This is a genomic window from Bradyrhizobium sp. P2_E8 (assembly GCF_056403875.1).
On sequence record NZ_JBFUES010001630.1, the window covers coordinates 1 to 964 of the forward strand.

1 protein-coding gene is annotated in these 964 nt (G+C 64.5%); it reads left to right on the top strand.

Translation table 11 applies throughout. The features are described from left to right. Positions 1–884 (top strand): GHMP family kinase ATP-binding protein (locus AC1D00_RS42855; RefSeq protein WP_477014885.1); only part of this gene is annotated, 884 nt, incomplete at its 5' end. Between the last annotated feature and the right edge of the window lie 80 nt (positions 885–964).

The window sequence follows — 964 nt, forward strand, 5'->3', positions numbered from 1 at the left end:
ACTTTCGCCGCACGGTCGAGGCCGGCAGTCTCGCCGAGCTCGGCACGGGCGGCGATCTCGCCCTGATCAAATCGGTGGTGCGCCTGATCAAGCCGACTTACGGGTTCGAGCTCGAAGTCTCCGCCGACTTCCCGGTCGGCTCCGGCCTCGGCGGCTCGGCGGTGGTCTCCTCCGCCATCATCGGCTGCTTCAACGAATTCCGCGGCGACCAATGGGATCGCCACGAGATCGCGGAAATGGCGTTCCAGGCCGAGCGGCTGATGCTCAACATTCCCGGCGGCTGGCAGGATCAATATGCCACCGTGTTCGGCGGCTTCAACCACATGGAGTTCTCCTCCGACCAGAACACCATCGTACCGCTGCGTCTCGACCCCAACATTATTGCCGAGCTCGAGGAGAGCCTGGTGCTCTGCTACAGCGGCGCAGGTCATGACTCCGGCGCGATCCATCGCGACCAGAAAGCGCAGCACGCGACGGCCGACGCGGTGACCGCCGCTGCCAAGCAGAAGGAGGTGACGCGCGAGATCCGCAAGCATCTCCTTCGCGGCCGGCTGCTGGATTGCGGACGCCTCATCGACGAAGCCTGGCACGCCAAACGCAAGCTCAGCTCCAAGATCTCTTCAGGCGAGCTCGACGCCATCTACGATTTCGCCAAGTCGAACGGCGCCGTCGGCGGCAAGCTGCTGGGCGCCGGCGGCGGCGGCTACTTCATGTTCTTCGTCCGTCCGTTCGAACGCTACCAGCTCATCGCGGCGCTGGAACAGCAGGGACATAGCTGCTCGCGCATCATGTTCGAGGAGAACGGGCTGCGGACATGGAAATCGCGCCTTCCCTCTTCGTCCAGACAGGCCGCTGCCGAAGCCGCCCGTCCAAAGGACCATTGACGTGCACTGGCAAGCAAAGGCGCGCGCGTTTACCGTGCTCTCGGCGATCCCGTTCGGGGAGGACCTGCACTACGCTTTGC